Raw genomic sequence first — 16,802 nt, forward strand, 5'->3', positions numbered from 1 at the left:
TAAAGACTTTACTACTGATACTAATACAACCAACATAAAGATATGAAAACGATCTTTACCAGGGTACTTGTGTACTCATTCTATGGTATATTCATACAAATTGTACTGTGCAATTTGCTATTGGCGACCCCTCCGGGAGTTGCGCAAGAAGTAAGCACTAAAGAGATTCTTCTTAATCTCAGGCTGGAAAATGCTGATTTACTTACTGTATTCAAAAAAATAGAAGAGCAGACAGATTTCAATTTTGTTTACAATAGTAAGGACATTGACCAACAAACGATATTGAATCAGAATTATCGAAAAACTTCGCTCTACGATATTCTGATTGATATTTCCAAGCATGCTAAACTTGGTTTCAAGCGCGTCAATACCAATATAAATGTAAAAAAATTACCGTCCGGCCAGTTTGCTTCTGTTACAGAAGAAACGGCTACCATTACGGTATCAGGCACCATTACTTCAAAAACAGATGGAGAGGTATTGCCGGGTGTCAATATTATTGAAAAAAACTCTTCTAACGGTACTGTCACTGATATAGACGGTAACTATAGCATTAGCGTAGATGAAAACGCGATACTGATATTTTCGTCTATTGGTTTCCTTACCCAGGAAATAGAAGTAAACGGACGCACTACCATCAATGCTTCTTTGTCTGAAGATGTACAAAGCCTGGAAGAAATCGTAGTGGTTGGGTATGGCGTACAGGAACGTTCTGACCTGACCGGAGCAGTATCATCAGTGAAAGCTGAGGACGTGAAAAGTTTACCAGTCAGAAGTGTTTCTGAAGCCCTGCAGGGACGTGCTGCCGGTGTGCAGGTGACCCGTAATGATGGCTCACCGGGAGGAGACTCTAATATTGTAATCAGAGGAGCTGGTTCAATTGGTGGGATGCCTCCATTGTATATCGTGGATGGCGTGCGGATGGGCACAGGCAATAACTTTAACATGCAGGATGTAGAGTCTATAGAGATTTTGAAAGATGCCAGTGCGGCCGCCATTTATGGAGCGCAGGCCGCAGGAGGGGTAGTCCTGGTCACCACCAAAAGGGGCGCAGGGAAAGGAAAAGTAAATGTGGATTTTAACTCTTACTATGGTATTCGTGAACCGAGAAATTTGTACGATTTATTAAATACGTCTGACTATATTACTGCCAAAGAAGCTTTTGGTGTAAACACTAACGGATGGGATGATCCTAGCCAATTGCCCAATACTGACTGGGTAGATGAATTGTATACCAATGGTATAGAGCAAAGCTATTCACTCTCTCTTTCTGGTTCTACCGAAAAGACCAACTACTACCTGTCCGCCAATTATCAGCGGGAAGATGGCACCAAGATTGATAACTGGTTTGAGCGGTACGGCATCAGGTCCAACACAGATTACAGTATCAACAATCGCTTAAAAGTAGGAGAAACCCTCTACGCCTGGAAAACCGCTACTAACCCGGTACAGACCGCTACCTTTCCGTTCCGTTCGGCACCGGTAGTGGCTGTACATGATGAAACTAATCCATACGGAGGCTGGGCTAAAACAGGTTCGTTTTTTACCGGGCCAAATCTGGTAGGTAATGAGTATATCCACCATCGCAAGAACGAAACCTACGCCCTGGAAGGCAATATTTATTTGGATTGGGAGGTTATAGATGGCCTTAACTTCCGCTCTACCTTTGGTGCTTCTATTTATGCTTCTCGCAATTATCATTTTAGGGAAGCTCATGATTTTGGTGTGATTGTAAATCCCATCGCTTTCCTACAGCGGGATGAAAGCATACAGAAAAATTTTACCGGCAACTATGTGCTGACCTATGACAAAAGCATTGGCCTGCATCAGTTCAAAGTTATGGCAGGTTATGAGTCTTACCAGCAAGACCTGAGCAGTCTTAGTGGTCAGGCCCAGGGATTTCAGATAATTACCTATAACCTGGGCCTCAGTACGGATCCTAGCTCCAACAGAACCAGTGGGGGTGAATATCCACAAACACGCCTGCTCTCCCAGTTTGGCAGGTTAAATTACAGCTATGACGATAAGTATCTGTTTACCGCCAATATACGCAGAGATGGATCAGATCGTTTTGGCCCTACCAATAAATGGGGAGTATTCCCCTCCTTTTCAGTAGGATGGAAACTGACAGAAGAAGCTTTTCTCAGCAATGTTACTTTCCTGTCTAACCTGAAGCTGAGGGCTAGTTATGGAATACTGGGTAGCACAAGCAGTATCCCTCAGTTTACCTATCAGGCATCATACGGTGGTTCCGGTGGTACCAATATACATGGTTTACCGGATGGCAGCAGGGTCAAAGGTTATGCCCTAACCGCGCAACTGGCCAATGAGGATATCAAATGGGAAGAGGTACAACAGACAGATATAGGAGTAGATATTGGCCTGTTTGGAGATCGCCTGAATATTACCGCCGACTGGTACAGCAGGCAAACACAGGACATGATTTATCAGGTACCGGTACCATTAAGCTCTGGCTTTGCGGGTTCCAGTGTATATACCAACATCGGGCAGATGAGTAATAAGGGGGTTGAATTTGCCGTAGATTTTAGAGGAAGAAGAGGCGATTTTACCTACCGTATCGGGGCCAATGCCGCCTTTAACGAAAACCTGGTCAAAACGCTGGATGGCACTAATAATAATCCTATCAATGATGGCGCGGCTGGCGACTATCTGGAAAGCACTGTAGCCCGTACTGAAGCAGGACAGCCTTTAAGCCAGTATTATGGGTATATTGTGGATGGTATATTTCAGACAGATGCCGAAGTAACTGAGCTTAACCAACAGGCCCGGGAAGCCGGAGGATCTTCCTCAGAGTACTATCAGAACCAGGCCACTGGTGCCGGTGACCTCAGGTTCAGAGATATCAATGGTGACGGTCATATTACCATTGAGGATAAAACTTTTATAGGTAATCCATGGCCCAAAATGACGTATGGTATTAATCTAAATCTTGGCTGGAAAGGTTTTGACCTGACGGCTCTTTTTCAGGGGGTGCAGGGGGGGGATACTTATAATGGTAACAAATACTATACGCAGTATTTTGTAGGAGATTACAATACTACAGCGGATATATTCAATACTTCCTTTTTTAATGGAGGAGGCTTAACCGGTTCTCCACGGGTTGGCTTTACAGATGACTCAGGCAACTATGTACGGGACCCTAACGCCAACTACACCAGAATCTCCAGTTATTATGTGGAAGATGGATCTTATTTGAAGCTCCGTAATCTTCAGATTGGTTATACCTTTCCCAATGCCCTGACCAGCCGTATTGGCATCTCCAACCTCAGGCTTTATCTGCAAGGACAGAATCTACTGACGCTAACCTCATATTCAGGATTAGATCCGGAAGTGTTAGGGCGTAATGGTACCACCGGAAGAGGAATTGATACTATCTATTCTTATCCCCGTACCCGATTATTTTCAGTTGGAATTGATTTAAGTTTCTAAGCCATGAGATTGATACAAATAATAATAGAAAAAGCTATGTATACGCATATAAAAGTATTTCTGAAAGCTGTATCCTTCAGTATGTTACTCGCTCTGGCGTCCTGTTCAGATGATTTTGTTGATGTGACAAATCCGGATGCGCTTTCTACTGAGAACTATCCCGGATCTGTCAATGATCTGGAACAGTTGCTTACCGGAGTGTACGGCAGCCAGCATGTAACAGGTTTGTATGGTCATAATATGTTTGGCAAAATACTGTATATGTGGTCGCATACTGCGGACTTAAGCTGGCAGGGTACCCCTACATGGATTGCGCTGGCACAGAACAATTCTCAGCCTAATGATGGGTTTTTGAATGCCACCTGGCAGGACTCCTGGGTAGGTGTGCAGCGGTCTAATACATTATTAGAAAACCTTGCTTCGTATCGTGAAAACCTTGCCAAAGACTCTGAACAGGCTAGCCTGAATCTTATAGAAGGGCAGGCGTACTTTCTGCGCGCCTGGTATTATTATAATCTGATCAATATATGGGGCGAGTCCTTCATCATTGATGGACATGGCGGAGAAGGTAAAGGAGTACCAATCATGACAGAGGTATCTTCCAGTCTGGATGAAACCCAGCTCCCCCGGGCTACAGTGCGTGAGGTGTGGGACTTTATGATCGCTGATCTCAAAGAAGCAGAGCGTCTGTTGGATGGTAACAGCTGGAGTGGTAATGATTTATACAAAGCTGATGTCTGGGCAGTAAAAAGCTTTTTGGGTAAAGCCTATGTGTATACACAGGACTGGAATAATGCTCAAAGTTATCTGAATGATGTCATCACCAACAGTGGCAAGTCACTGGTCCCCTTTGACACCTACAAAGAGATGTTTAATGGAAATAATGAATTTAACTCCGAGTCATTGTATGAGCTGAACCTAAATGTGGATATGACTGCCAGGGGAGGGTCAGCTACTTCTATGGGCTCAAGTGTAGGAATGGTACTGGCCCCAAGTTATGTGGGTGATAATGGCAGCGCAGCGGCCTCAGCATGGTCTAATGTTTTTCCGCATGAAAAAAATATCCAGCGTTTTGGCTTTGATGAAGGGCACTACTTCCCGCCGGGCACGGAGCAGGTTTCACCTGACAATGTAGATCCGGCATATGTAAGCAACTCTATAGAAGCACGGGATAATCAGACGGTTGACCCCCGTCTTTGGGTGTCTTGTCTGCAGCCCTATGTAGACTCAATGATAGTGAGCGGCGGAAAAAGAGCGATATCTCATTACCTGGATATTCATGAACTGGACATGGAAGCCTGGAGCTTTAGAAAGTATATCAACCTGGAAGGTACAGAGACAGAAATCAATATGGCCAACGGCTCTAATTTTTACTGGCTTCGCCTGGCGGATATTTATCTACTCTATGCCGAAGCACTCATCAATAATGGTAATACTTCAGACGCCCTGGAGTATATCAACAAAGTGAAGCGCAGAGCCTATGGATACCCGGTAGATGTCCCTTCGCCGGTAGACTACAGCAGTCTGTCTGACAATACCATGGCCAGTGATCCGGTACTGATGAATGATCCGCTGAAGTATGAGCGTTGGGCAGAATTATTTGGAGAAGGGCACTGGTGGTTTGATGTACGCCGCTGGCAGATAGGAGATCAGGAAGCCAATTATTATGAAAGAGTACGCGGAGGAACCATACAGTGGGAGAATACCGATTATGCCCAGCCTATCCCTATCCTGGAACTGAATGCTAATGTGGAGATGGAGCAGAATCCGGGCTATTAAAACTTAAATAATCATTGGGTAGAAAAGCATTGTCTTCAGGACAGCGCTTTTCTGCCACTTACTAAAGTAAAAACTGAAATCATGCATGGAGTAGGACACAGTGCTTTTAAAGCAGCCGGCAGATTTAATCCAGTGCAAATGTTAACAAAATTCTTATATGGCAAATAGTAAATTTAACCGTCGGGAATCATTAAAAATGTTAGGGCTGAGCTCAGCAGGCTTCTTAGGAATGCTGGGGCAGGGAGCTAATACAAAGGCAGAGGCCAAAGAGAAGGCAACTTCATCTTATGCTAAAGGCATGGCTCCGGTTACCATTAAAAGTGTAAAAGCAATTGGCACCCGCCCCGGCGGATCCAACCTGATCGTCGTAAAAGTAGAAACGAGTGAGCCGGGACTATATGGTCTGGGCTGTGCTACTTTTACCCAAAGGGCATTCGCGGTGCTTCCGGCTATTGAATATCTGAATGAATTCGCAGCGGGCAAAGATGTGGACAATATTGAAGATATGTGGCAGTCTGCTTACGTCAGTTCCTACTGGCGCAACGGCCCTGTCCTCAACAATGCCCTCAGTGGATTAGATCAGGCATTATGGGATATCAAAGGCAAGCGGGCAAATATGCCGGTACATCAGCTACTCGGCGGCAAAGTAAGATTCGCCATCCCCTGCTACGGTCATGCCAATGGAAAAACACCCAAAGAAGTAGCCGAAGATGTGCAGAGCTTTATGGACCGCGGTTATAAGTATATTAGGATACAGCAGGGAGGCTATGGAGGAGCAGGTATCACGGGTGAGCCGGATTTTAAAAAAGCAGGTTTTGCCAAAGAAAGTGATAATTATATGAGCCAGGGGACTTATTTGAAATCAGTGCCCAAAATGTTTGAAGCAGTACGTAAGGCATGTGGGGAAGAAATAGAACTATTGCACGATATCCATGAGCGTGTGGCACCCATAGATGCCATTGGTATGATCAAAAAACTGGAAGATTATCATCCGTTTTTTATAGAAGACCCTTTCTCACCGGAGAATATGGAGTGGTTCAAAGCGTTAAGAGCAAGCACCTCTGTGCCCATTGCGATGGGCGAGTTGTTCAATAATATCAATGAATTTAAAGAGCCTATCGTCAATCATTACTTTGACTTTATCAGAATACATGTGTCCCAGATAGGCGGTATTACACCTGCCATGAAGGTTGCACGCCTGGGTGAGTTTTATGGAATCGCTACAGCCTGGCATGGCCCGGGTGATGTGTCGCCTGTTGGACATGCGGCTCAGGCCCATATGGATTATGCCCTGTGGAATTTTGGTATTCAGGAAGCGGCGCTTTTTTCTGATCAGCTGAGAGAGGTATTTCCGGGAGCCCCTACCATGAACGATGGCTATATGTCCGTCAATGAGGCCCCAGGCTTTGGCGTGGAAATTGACGAAAAGCTGGCTGCTAAATACCCTATGAGTACCAAGTCCAATTGGACGGTACGTAAAGACGATGGTACTATTATCAGACCATAAAGAAATGTGGCAGACTAAAGTTAGGGCGGGCAAATTTTTTGTATATAGTACTCGCATATAAGTCAGCACCTTATATGCTTCATGGCTATGTCCTGTCCGGGCATTAGTCTGCCCAAATTATCATGTATATCTTCTAAAAAACATAGCTGGTAGTAAGCTTCATGAATGCAGAACCTTACTGACTAATAAAGAAAACAACACATGCTGAGAGGCTTTATATTGATCATATCTGGCTTGCTGATGGTAGGGAGTTGTCAGCAGCCTGAGTTAGAGAGCCAAAGTTCCAGAGGACGTATAACCGGTGTGGATTGGCCTACTTATGGAGGAAATAATGCTGGAAATCGATACTCAGTTTTAGATCAGATTAACAAAGAGAATATCCATGAGCTACAATTGGCATGGACATTTGATACGGGAGAGAATAATGATCCTAATGAGCGGGCCATGAACCTGCAATGTCAGCCTATCGTGGTAAACGGAATTTTGTATGGCACTACACCGCAGATGAAAGTTTTTGCCGTACATGCCGGCAGTGGTGAGCAGATTTGGAAATTTGATCCCTTTGCCGATCCTGAAAAGCGGCCTCGTTACCATCCGGTACGGGGAGTCATGTATTGGGCAGATGGGGACGACCAGCGTATTTTATATACCGCGGGAGCCAGCCTGTATGCCATTAATGCCAATACGGGTGAAAAGATATTAAGCTTTGGAGAACAGGGTGAAGTGGATTTACATACTGGTTTGGGGGGAGAAGAAACTTTGGGTTATAATGTGGCGAATTATTCTATTAGAGTCACTACGCCGGGAGTGATATACAAAGATTTACTGATCACAGGCTCCAGCGTATCAGAATCGGGGAGTGCGCTGCCAGGTTATATCCGCGCTTTCAATGTGCGCACTGGTGAGCTGGCCTGGACCTTTCATACCATACCGCTTCCCGGTGAGTTTGGCTATGAGACCTGGGCAAAAGACTCTTACAGAAAGCTGGGAGGCGCTAATTGCTGGGCAGGCATGACGCTGGATGAAGAAAGAGGAATGGTCTATGCCGGCACCGGTTCTCCCTCCGTTGATTTTTATGGAGGGGCAAGGGAAGGGGAAAACCTGTTTGCCAATTGTGTCATTGCCCTGAATGCTGAAACCGGTGAAAGAGTATGGCATTTTCAGACCGTGCATCATGACCTCTGGGACCGGGATATTCCTTGTCCTCCCAACTTGCTGACGGTCAGGCATGACGGGAAGATGATAGATGCGGTAGCCCAGGCTACCAAAGATGGATACATTTTCTTATTTGACAGGGATACAGGCACACCCTTGTTTGAAGTAGAAGAAGTGCCCGTGCCTACCTCTCCAGCCTTACCGGGAGAGAAGCCCTGGCCTACTCAGCCTGTTCCTACCAGGCCTGCTCCTTTCTCTGTACAGGAGCTTACTGAAGATAACCTCACGGATCGTACGCCGGAGGCACATGCCTATGCCTTAGAACGTTTTCGAAATAGCCGGCATGGTAGTAAATATATGCCGCCCAGTTTAGAGGGCAGCCTGTATTTTGCCTTTGGAGGAGGAGCAGAGTGGGGAGGCAATGCGGCCGACCCACAGGGCATTTTGTATCAGAACGCCAACAATATGCTGTGGTGGCTTAAAATGAAAGAGGTAGAGGCACAGGAAGTTTCAGCCAAACTATCCAAAGGAGCTTCACTGTATAATGTCAATTGTGCTACCTGCCATGGTGCGATTGATAAAGGTAATTCTCAAAACTCTCAGGGGCAGGCCTATCCGGCACTGGTTGATGTCGGTAAGCGGATGAGTCGAGCGCAAATCAGTACTATCTTAGAAAGTGGAAGAGGGAGGATGCCCTCTTTTCAACATCTGCCTAAAGAAGATCGGGATGCTATTGTTCGCTATTTGTTTCAGCCCGAAACGGATGCAGAACCGGTGGTAGACATTCATAATACAAAAGCGGAAGCATCTCATCAGGGTGGAGAGGATTTTCCATATATGCCGCCTTATGTCAACAATGGTCATGTGCAGTTTCGTGATCAGGAGAACTATCCTGCCGTTGAGCCTCCCTGGGGCACTTTGAGTGCTATTGATTTAAACTCTGGTGAGTACAAATGGCAGGTGCCGCTGGGTGAGTATCCAGAATTAAGCGAAAAGGGGCTAGCGCCTACCGGCACAGAAAATCATGGTGGACCCATCGTTACCGCCGGGGGGCTGCTTTTTATTGCCGCTACCTACGATGAGCATCTGAGGGCTTTTGATACCTCCACCGGAGAAGTGGTATGGAAATACAAATTGCCTGCTGGTGGCTTTGCTACTCCCATTACCTATATGGTAGATGGAAGACAATACATTGTAATCGCTGCCGGAGGCACACGTTATGATTTAAAACCGGGAGGCTCGTACGTGGCTTTTGCTTTACCTGAAAATAAATGAAAACATTTTATGAGCATGTGACTATAAAGTAGCACGAAAAACTGTGAACAGTTTAGACTAATGACTATATTTCTAATCCCTCACCATATCAGCTCTACGGTGCTGAAACACATATGAGGGGTATTTCCAAAAGTTTATGTCAATTCATTACCGTGTCTGCACAAGGACGTTCAAATTTTAATCCACTATTGTCTGGAACACAAATGGCAGTATTTAAGATAATGGCCATGCTGCTGCCATTATTGCTGCTGGTTTTGTTCGAAATAGGGCTGAGATGGGCTGGATATGGCGTGAATATGGATCTATTCGTAGAAGAGGCCAGGCAACCTGGCTTTTGGGTGATGAACGAGCATGTATCTAAGAAGTATTTTACACAAGAGGAGAATGCCACCATTGGTAATTTTGAGAAGTTCAAAAAGCTTAAAGATGAGCATACATTTAGAATATTCGTGCTGGGTGAGTCCACCACCATAGGCTACCCCTACATGCACAATGGCTCTTTTCATCGCTGGCTGCAATACCGGCTCATGCACACCTATCCTGATACTAATTTTGAAGTGATCAACCTTTCTTTAACGGCTGTCAACTCCTATACAGTACAGGACTTTGCCAAACAATTACATGCTCAGGATCCCGATCTGGTTTTAATTTACTGTGGTCATAATGAATATTATGGTGCATTGGGTGTAGGCTCTACCAGCTATTTTGGGAGTCATCCTTCTCTGATCAGGACGATCATAGACCTGAGAGAATTTCGTCTGGTACAGTTACTGACCAACTTTGTGTCTAAGGTGAGAAGTAGTAGCTTAAAGTCTACAGTGCAGCCGGATCTACAGGAAAACCTGATGAAAAGAATGGCATTAGAACAGCAGATTTCCTATGACTCTGATACTTATTCAAAAGGAATAGAACAGTTTGAAAGTAATCTGATAGAAACATTGAATGCATTAGAGGAATACGATATTCCTGTTCTGATCAGTAATCTGGTGAGTAATGAGAAAGACTTAGCGCCCTTTATCAGTGACACCACTGACAGCCATTTTTCTGCCAATGAACAATACATTCAGGCACAAGAAGCTTACCAGCAGGAAGATTTCGCGAAAGCCAAAGCGCTTTTTATCCGGGCTAAAGCGCTGGATATGTTGCGTTTCAGGGCTCCTGAAGAGATGAATGAAATTATCCGGAAGCAGGCAGACTCTTTTCCCCATGTAAGCCTGGTAGATTCCAAAGCCGTATTTGAAGCCCGTTCCCCTCACGGCATCCTGGGACAGGAAACTTTGCTGGAGCATGTGCATCCCAATTTGATGGGCTACGCCCTGCTCTCTGAAGCTTTTTACCAAAGTATGGTGCAGCAAAAACTTTTACCGGCTGAATCAGCAAATGAGATGACATTTGAAACATTAAGGAAGCAAATGCCCGTGACGATTGTAGACTCTTTAAAAGGAGCATATGAAATTATGATGTTGAAGGAAGGCTGGCCCTTTCATGAGCCTATCACCGAAGAGATCAATGTAAAGCGGTCTTTTGAGACGCAACTGGCCGGAGGGCTGTCAGTAAAGCAGATTGGCTGGGAGGAAGCCATGCAGCAGTTGTATCAGTACTATCTTAAGGCAGAGCGGGTAGAAGATGCCCTGAAAGTGTCGGAAGCTCTGCTATTGGAAAGACCTTACCAGACAGATTTGTATAAGCAGGCAGCCCACTTATGTATGATGGTAAAAGATCAAAACAGAAGTGTTTTTTACCTCAGGAAAGCTTTTGAACAAAAAGCGGAGTTTGCTACTGCACAAAGCCTGTTTATCACTTTACTCAAGCTTGACCAACCCAAAGAGGCCTTAAGCTATCTGAATTTCGCAGTCTCTGAACAACCTTCTAATCTGAGTTTGTCAGACCTGCAAATGTGGGTGAAGCAGGTGATTCAGTTGAAAGACAAATACCAGCAGCAGCCTGCGGATGTGAGGCTGGCGAATCAAATTGCTGCCACCTATTTAAAGTTTGCCAATACTTCTGCTGCGGCAATTTATGTGGAAAAATCCCTTAAATTAGCACAGAACAACCCGACCGCAACGGCTCTTCAGGAACAGATTCAGGCGATAAATAATTGAGCATATGCGATTGTATACTAACATCAAAACATACTTTTTAGACCTCGTGACAGAAGTTGGACCCAAGAAGCAGAAAGAGAGCGGAATGATTATCATATTGGCTTGTCTGATCATGGGCTTTTTCTATACACCCGATGTATGGATACGGATCGCTTTGTCGGTTACCCTGATCACCTTGCTCTGGCCCGGATTTTTTTATCCATTCACCTGGCTCTGGTTTTTACTGGCAAAAATCTTGTCAAAATTAACTTCTACAGTAATTCTAACAATCCTTTTTGTATGTCTGTTGCTACCCGTTGGACTGATCAGAAAGTGGCTGAAGAAAGATAGTTTACAACTGCGTGATTTTAAAAAAAGTAAACAGTCAGTATTTGTACACCGTGGGCATCAATTTGAGACATCTGACCTAAAACATCCTTTTTAACTGATATTGACTATGGAAATAATAAGAGAATTCTGGATGTTCCTGAAGATCCGAAAAAAATTCTGGCTACTTCCCCTGATCCTTTCACTCCTGATCTTGGGAGCACTAAGCGTGGTGAGCAGTGGCTCGGCCCTGGCTCCTTTTATTTACTCTATTTTTTAGATGAGCAAGATTATCCTGGGTATTTCTGCATTTTACCACGATAGCGCTGCGGCGCTCTTAGTGGATGGGGAGATTATTGCGGCAGCTCAGGAAGAAAGATTTAGCCGGAAGAAGCATGATGCGAGTTTTCCTATCCATGCGATCCGTTATGTATTGGAAGAAGCTGGTGTGCGCCTGGATGAAGTTTCTAAGGTAGTATTTTATGATAAACCCTGGCTGAAATTTGAACGCCTGCTGGAAACTTACCATGCTTTTGCTCCTTCTGGCTTGCTCAGTTTTCTAAAAGCCATGCCAGTATGGATCAAAGATAAGCTCTTTATGAAGCAGCATATCAGGAAGCAACTTAACAAAATCGCTCCTTGCGTTCCTCCCATATTATTTTCAGAGCATCATCTATCCCATGCTGCCAGTGCTTTTTATCCATCTCCTTTTCAGGAAGCAGCGATACTGACCATTGATGGAGTAGGTGAGTGGGCTACTACGACCATCGGGCATGGTCAGGGAGATTCTATCAAAATTATCAAAGAATTACACTTCCCTCACTCCCTGGGGCTTCTGTATGCTGCCTTTACCTACTTTTTGGGTTTTGAGGTAAATGGAGGAGAGTATAAATTAATGGGGCTGGCTTCTTATGGGAATCCTGAAGCTCCTCAGACCCAAGAGTTTGTTGACAAAATACTTACCCATCTGGTAGATATAAGAGAAGATGGCTCGCTGCTTTTGAACATGGCTTACTTTGCATATGCCACCGGACTTCGTATGATTCATACCCCAGAATGGAAGCGGCTTTTCGGCATTGCCCCGCGACAGGCTGATGAGGAGATATTGCAGGTCCATATGAATCTGAGTAAGGCTATTCAAATTGTTACTGAGCGCGTGATCATACAACTGGCCAAAACTACCCGTAAAATTACCCAATGTGATCATCTGGTGATGGCAGGTGGGGTAGCGCTTAATTGCGTGGCCAATGCTAAGCTACTGAATGCGGGAATATTTGAAAAAATATGGATTCAGCCTGCCGCTGGGGATGCCGGAGGAGCCTTAGGAGCAGCCTATGCTGCCTGGCATATTTTTGAAAATGAGCCCAGAAAAGTCAGTGCTACTGGAGATGCGATGCAGGGAGCATATCTGGGCCCTGAATTTTCATATCGTAAAATTTACACAAGTCTCCGTAAGCATCAGCTCACTTATCAATACTTTGAGAACTTTGATGAGCTCGTAAAAATATGTGCGCAAAAAATAGCCAATGGAAAAGTAATAGGATGGTTTCAGGGTAGAATGGAGTTTGGTCCCCGGGCTCTTGGCAATAGAAGTATTCTGGGCGATGCCCGAAATCCGGATATGCAGAGAAGGGTGAATGTGAAGATTAAATTTCGTGAGAGTTTCAGACCTTTTGCTCCGGCAGTTTTGAAAGAAGATGTGTTTGAATATTTTGATTTTACAGGTGACTCGCCCTATATGCTAATTACGGCACCCCTTTTATATAACAGAAGAATGCCAGAACCGGATAATTACCCTGCACTAAACCTGTATGAGCGACTTTATCACTGTCGCTCAGAACTGCCGGCAATAACACATATCGACTATTCTGCACGGCTACAAACTGTTTGTCAGCAGTCAAATAAAAAGCTTTATTCGCTTCTTCAGGCATTTAAAGAGATTAGTGGGTATGGGCTAGTTGTTAATACCTCTTTCAATATTAAAGATGAGCCTATTGTATGCAGCCCTGAGGATGCCGTGCGCTGCTATCAGCGCACGGACATGGATTGCCTGGTGATGGAGAATTTTCTGCTTGAGAAGAAAACTTAGATAATCAACTGACCTCAAAATTTTATTTATCTGATTTAGGAAAACGCATTATGCTAAGATTAGCTTGTCCTTAATAAGATAGGGAAATACGGGTTCATATTTAAGCTAGAGGGAAAGTATGGTTAAAACGAAAATCTATATTTATAATGCTTTTCCCACTTCTTCAGCCAATTGCTGCATCTTACTTCTTATCTCACTCACCATTTCAGGCATTTCATCAGCCCTATTGTACTTTTCTCCCGAATCAACTTCTACATTGAAAAGCTCAGTAGTACCATTCATTTCTCTTAGTTTCCAGGAGCCAACACGCATGGCCTGAAGGTTATTGATAAAATAGGCAAATTCTTTTCTTGGAGATTCATCCGTCTCTCCCAACAGATAGGGGGTGATGTCATGACCATCTACTTTATGTTCAGGAGGAGTGCCTCCGCCCAGGCTTAAAAAAGTGCGGTACATGTCCAGGTTAGCCACCAACTGATCCGATACCTGAGCAGGCTGAATTGTGCCCGGCCAGCAGATGATGGCAGGGACCCGGGTGCCGCCTTCATAGGTAGTATGTTTATAGCCCCTGAGCGGGCCTACCGTTCCCACATGCCAGGGTTTATTACCGGCTCCTCGCTTTTCCCAGTTACTACCTTCCGGAGTAGTAGGAATTTCAAACATACGATCGGGAGCATTTTGCCAGGGGCCATTGTCGGAGGCAAAGAAAATGATTGTGTTTTCGGACAAGCCTTTCTCTTCCAGCGTTTTACGAATCTGGCCCACACTCCAGTCTATGGTTTGGATGACATCACCATAAAGCCCTGCTTTTGACTGCCCAAAGAATTCACGGGTGGTATGGATAGGCAAGTGAGGCATGTTATAAGCCAGATAAAAGAAAAATGGCTTTGCTTCAGTATGCTGCTCATTGATAAAGCGAATGGCTTCAGCCGTATATTTAACGGTAAGAGAATCCTGATTGACCGGATATTCTGCCACAGTAGTGTCTCTGTACATTACCAGGGGTTCATCCGTCTGCACATAGGGTTTGATATAATCATTGGAGTAGGGAAGTCCCAGCCAGCTGTCAAAGCCATGATTGGTAGGGAGAAACTTTTTTTCTTTATAGCCCAGATGCCACTTACCCGCCATTCCTGTATTGTAACCAGCGGCTTTCAACCCTTCTGCCAGCGTAAGTTCTTCATCGGGTAAACCTCCGGTTCCATCTGCACCAGTTCCTCCATTGAGGTTAACGCGAGCCATATAGCGACCTGTAAGAAGTTCAACACGAGAGGGGACACACCAGGGAGCGGCTTCGTAGGAGGTAAAGCGAATTCCTTCAGATGCCATGGCATCCAGGTGGGGAGTATGAATGACCGGATTGCCGTAACTGCTCAGATCCCCATAGCCTAAATCATCGGCAAGAAGTATGATAATGTTAGGGGAGAGCTGAGAGGTGCCCGGTTGCTGTACAGACTGATTATCAGTTTCTCTTTGTGACTCGCCGCATTGGCTGAAAAGAAAGAGTATACTTAATAAATAAAAATAGCTTTTCATATGAATAGTAGTATGTGTAGAAAGAAGAATGGAATACTTTAAGGCATTCCATTCAATTTGTATTGAACTGAATTTAATTGCTATTACCAGTTAGGGTTTTGTTCAAGGTTTGGATTCAAATCAATTTGATTTGATGGTATCGCCCAAAGGTAATCACGAGCAGGATTAAAGGTTCTGGTGGTATATACATTACCTTGATAATCATGAACATCAACATTCATTAATTCTTCAGCAGTTCCCCACCGTTTGATATCAGCATAATATTTACCTTCAAAAGCAAGTTCAATTCTTCTCTCATGCCGAATCTCTTCTCGCATTTCATCTTTTGAAAGTCCGGGTTCAAGTGCTGGCATATTGACACTTGGACGGCTTCGTATACGATTGATAGCTTCGTAAACCGACTCGTCCGGACCAACCGCTTCATTCTGAGCTTCGGCATAGGTTAACAAAACTTCTGCAAACCTGATTACAATCGGATTTATCTCGCTTCTTCCTCCTGAAACCTCAGTAATTGTCGTACTGTCACTATAAGTAGTAAATTTCTTTACGCCAAACCCCGTCTGATCCAGATCACTATCAGTATTTATTTTGCCATTATACATGGCTCCAACCAATCTGATAGTCTGATAAAGTCGAGGGTCTCTGTTTTCATAAGGATTTTCAGGGTCATATGAAGAAGATTCCGCAATTGACAGACCATCAATCATATAGTAAGCATCTACTAATTCTTTGGTTGGGGCCACATTACTATGTAAAGTGACAGCATTGTCATAACCATGACCAAAGCGGGGCATAAAATACTGTATATCCCAGATGACTTCTTCATTCCCTTCATTTTCAAGCATGAACAATTCTCTGTAATCCGGAAATAGTGAGTAAACATCCAGATCCATAACCGCTTGTGCAGCATCAGCGGCTTCTTCCCATCTCTGCTCATATAATAAAACACGTGCCTTGAGCGAAAGCGCGGCTCCCTTGGTAGCCCTACCGGGTTCATCCGTCAGAGGCAAAACATCAGCGGCCTCATCCAGGTCATTAAGTATTTGCGTTACTACATCGGCTTTAGAATTACGCGGGAGTTCTCCCTGCTCAACTAAATCGGGAGCACTTGTGATCAAAGGAACTGCACCAAATTTATTAACTAAATCCGCATAATAGAAAGCTCTCAGGAATTTTGCTTCAGCGATTATTTTATTAATTACGTCGGGTTCAGCTTCAATCTTTTCTATGTTATCCAATAATGTATTTGCCCTGCCTACTCCTCTATAATTACTCGTCCATGCACTTTCAAATAGGGGGTTGGTCGTTTGGGCAAGGCCTCTGGCCAGATCCCTCCAGCCGCCGGGATTATCAAACCTTACTGCGTTAGGAGTAATTTGAGCACTGTAGAATATTTGATTCGCAGGATATCCTCTAAGCACTTCATAAATTCCAGTTAAAGCAGCTTGAGCTTGTTCCTCTGATTCCCAAAAATTATCTGAGGTATATTGATCAGATGGCACTGTTGAGAGGAAATCCTCACAAGCACTGAATACAATACTGAGCGATAAAATAATCGTGAATCTGTATATATATATATTTGAAGTCTTCATGATAGTAATGG

General features: G+C 44.4%; 10 protein-coding genes. 8 read left to right on the forward strand and 2 right to left on the reverse strand.

Annotated elements, in window-relative coordinates:
• The first annotated feature begins 42 nt into the window (after positions 1–42).
• From OKW21_RS07895 to OKW21_RS07930, 8 genes are all read left to right on the forward strand, one after another.
• The gene (locus OKW21_RS07895; protein WP_277478872.1) at positions 43–3,450 is read left to right on the forward strand and encodes a SusC/RagA family TonB-linked outer membrane protein; all 3,408 of its coding nucleotides are present in this window, start codon (positions 43–45) and stop codon (positions 3,448–3,450) included.
• A 3-nt stretch (positions 3,451–3,453) separates the two neighbouring features.
• On the forward strand, positions 3,454–5,229 hold the full coding sequence (locus OKW21_RS07900) for a RagB/SusD family nutrient uptake outer membrane protein (protein WP_277478873.1): 1,776 nt from the start codon (positions 3,454–3,456) through the stop codon (positions 5,227–5,229).
• Between the two features lie 157 nt (positions 5,230–5,386).
• Positions 5,387–6,736 (forward strand): enolase C-terminal domain-like protein, encoded by a 1,350-nt coding sequence (locus OKW21_RS07905; RefSeq protein ID WP_277478874.1) that lies wholly within the window; start codon positions 5,387–5,389, stop codon positions 6,734–6,736.
• Positions 6,737–6,937: 201 nt separating this feature from the next.
• On the forward strand, positions 6,938–9,166 hold the full coding sequence (locus OKW21_RS07910; protein ID WP_277478875.1) for an outer membrane protein assembly factor BamB family protein: 2,229 nt from the start codon (positions 6,938–6,940) through the stop codon (positions 9,164–9,166).
• A gap of 227 nt (positions 9,167–9,393) precedes the next feature.
• The gene (locus OKW21_RS07915) at positions 9,394–11,268 is read left to right on the forward strand and encodes an SGNH/GDSL hydrolase family protein (protein WP_277478876.1); all 1,875 of its coding nucleotides are present in this window, start codon (positions 9,394–9,396) and stop codon (positions 11,266–11,268) included.
• Positions 11,269–11,272: 4 nt separating this feature from the next.
• The gene (locus OKW21_RS07920; protein WP_277478877.1) at positions 11,273–11,692 is read left to right on the forward strand and encodes a hypothetical protein; all 420 of its coding nucleotides are present in this window, start codon (positions 11,273–11,275) and stop codon (positions 11,690–11,692) included.
• 12 nt (positions 11,693–11,704) lie between these two features.
• Positions 11,705–11,854 (forward strand): DUF5989 family protein, encoded by a 150-nt coding sequence (locus tag OKW21_RS07925; RefSeq protein ID WP_277478878.1) that lies wholly within the window; start codon positions 11,705–11,707, stop codon positions 11,852–11,854.
• Complete coding sequence (locus OKW21_RS07930; RefSeq protein WP_277478879.1) at positions 11,855–13,663, forward strand: carbamoyltransferase family protein; 1,809 nt, start codon at positions 11,855–11,857, stop codon at positions 13,661–13,663.
• 141 nt (positions 13,664–13,804) lie between these two features.
• Here the strand turns inward: OKW21_RS07930 and OKW21_RS07935 are convergent, their stop codons facing one another.
• Both OKW21_RS07935 and OKW21_RS07940 read right to left on the reverse strand, forming a co-directional pair.
• On the reverse strand, positions 13,805–15,199 hold the full coding sequence (locus OKW21_RS07935; protein WP_277478880.1) for a sulfatase-like hydrolase/transferase: 1,395 nt from the start codon (positions 15,197–15,199) through the stop codon (positions 13,805–13,807).
• Positions 15,200–15,282: 83 nt separating this feature from the next.
• Positions 15,283–16,791: a RagB/SusD family nutrient uptake outer membrane protein gene (locus tag OKW21_RS07940; protein WP_277478881.1), complete on the reverse strand. Its 1,509-nt coding sequence runs from the start codon at positions 16,789–16,791 to the stop codon at positions 15,283–15,285.
• Positions 16,792–16,802 lie beyond the last annotated feature (11 nt).

This window comes from Catalinimonas alkaloidigena, from assembly GCF_029504655.1.
GTDB lineage: Bacteria > Bacteroidota > Bacteroidia > Cytophagales > Cyclobacteriaceae > Catalinimonas > Catalinimonas alkaloidigena.

What these genes read in the sequence shown, in the direction of transcription:
- OKW21_RS07900 (WP_277478873.1), top strand. Translation starts at nt 3,454, where the DNA reads ATGAGATTGATACAAATAATAATAGAAAAAGCTATGTATACGCATATA.
- OKW21_RS07895 (WP_277478872.1), top strand. Translation starts at nt 43, where the DNA reads ATGAAAACGATCTTTACCAGGGTACTTGTGTACTCATTCTATGGTATA.
- OKW21_RS07910 (WP_277478875.1), top strand. Translation starts at nt 6,938, where the DNA reads ATGCTGAGAGGCTTTATATTGATCATATCTGGCTTGCTGATGGTAGGG.
- OKW21_RS07940 (WP_277478881.1), bottom strand. Translation starts at nt 16,791, where the DNA reads ATGAAGACTTCAAATATATATATATACAGATTCACGATTATTTTATCG.
- OKW21_RS07925 (WP_277478878.1), top strand. Translation starts at nt 11,705, where the DNA reads ATGGAAATAATAAGAGAATTCTGGATGTTCCTGAAGATCCGAAAAAAA.
- OKW21_RS07935 (WP_277478880.1), bottom strand. Translation starts at nt 15,199, where the DNA reads ATGAAAAGCTATTTTTATTTATTAAGTATACTCTTTCTTTTCAGCCAA.
- OKW21_RS07920 (WP_277478877.1), top strand. Translation starts at nt 11,273, where the DNA reads ATGCGATTGTATACTAACATCAAAACATACTTTTTAGACCTCGTGACA.
- OKW21_RS07930 (WP_277478879.1), top strand. Translation starts at nt 11,855, where the DNA reads ATGAGCAAGATTATCCTGGGTATTTCTGCATTTTACCACGATAGCGCT.
- OKW21_RS07905 (WP_277478874.1), top strand. Translation starts at nt 5,387, where the DNA reads ATGGCAAATAGTAAATTTAACCGTCGGGAATCATTAAAAATGTTAGGG.
- OKW21_RS07915 (WP_277478876.1), top strand. Translation starts at nt 9,394, where the DNA reads ATGCTGCTGCCATTATTGCTGCTGGTTTTGTTCGAAATAGGGCTGAGA.